This is a genomic window from Paracoccus sp. 22332, assembly GCF_052045125.1.
In the GTDB taxonomy this organism is placed as follows: domain Bacteria; phylum Pseudomonadota; class Alphaproteobacteria; order Rhodobacterales; family Rhodobacteraceae; genus Paracoccus; species Paracoccus haematequi_A.
Window position 1 is genome coordinate 1 of record NZ_JBQEOI010000123.1, and the last position, 724, is coordinate 724.

1 protein-coding gene is annotated in these 724 nt (G+C 65.9%); it reads right to left on the minus strand.

Annotated features, from left to right (window positions below; all coding sequences use genetic code 11):
* Nucleotides 1-49: 49 nt before the first annotated feature.
* Nucleotides 50-574 carry a hypothetical protein gene (locus tag ACTJI6_RS24135; protein ID WP_440804309.1) on the minus strand — a complete coding sequence of 175 codons (525 nt, stop codon included), beginning with the start codon at nucleotides 572-574 and terminating at the stop codon, nucleotides 50-52.
* Nucleotides 575-724 lie beyond the last annotated feature (150 nt).

Below are 724 nucleotides of genomic sequence, written 5' to 3' on the forward strand. Positions count from 1 at the left end.
GCAGCACGCACCGGTCACGGCAGGGAGGGATGTGAGGGAAAGGCGGCTGTCAGGCCGCGACCGGCACCGGATCGTCGGCGCTGTCGGCCGTCGCGATCTCCAGCGGGTCGACAAGCGCCGTCAGCGAGGCCAGGTCGGCCACCTGCATCCGCGCCGCCGTCAGCATCGCGCCGACGCGCCGCGCCACCGGCCCGCTGCCCGGGCAGGCGAAACGCCCGTCGCTCCGCTCAAGCCAGGCGGCGAGGCGCAGGAACTCCGAGGACGAACTGGACTCGATCAGCGCGAACAGGAGCAGCGCCATGCGCTTCAGCGGCTGGTCCTCTGGGCGCACGGGCACGGCGACCCGGATGTGGTCGATGGTGGAAAGCACCGCGCATCGCGCCACCTCGGCGTCACGGTGCCAGTGCAGGAACGCCGGATCCCAGGACGCCGCATGCTCAATGTCGCGCTCGGCCTCGATATAGCCGCTGACCGATCCGATCAGGCGGGAGAACCACCGCGAAATCTCGGTATGTGTGAAGTGGGCAGAGGGTGTTGTCACGCCAGACGGCGTGCTAGGGGATGGGGTAGCCATGATTGATCTCCGTAGGATCGGTTGTGGTTAGGGCTGGAGGAAAGGGAGAGTGTCCGATCTTCTGTGTATGAGTGATCCGGTCCATGCTTCACCGAAAGGAAGCATGCATGACGATCTCCAAGGAACTTCTGGATGAACTGCTGAAGGGTG

Bases quoted from the DNA above. Each gene is read 5' to 3' on its own strand.
- ACTJI6_RS24135 (WP_440804309.1), bottom strand. From the start codon at position 574: ATGGCTACCCCATCCCCTAGCACGCCGTCTGGCGTGACAACACCCTCT.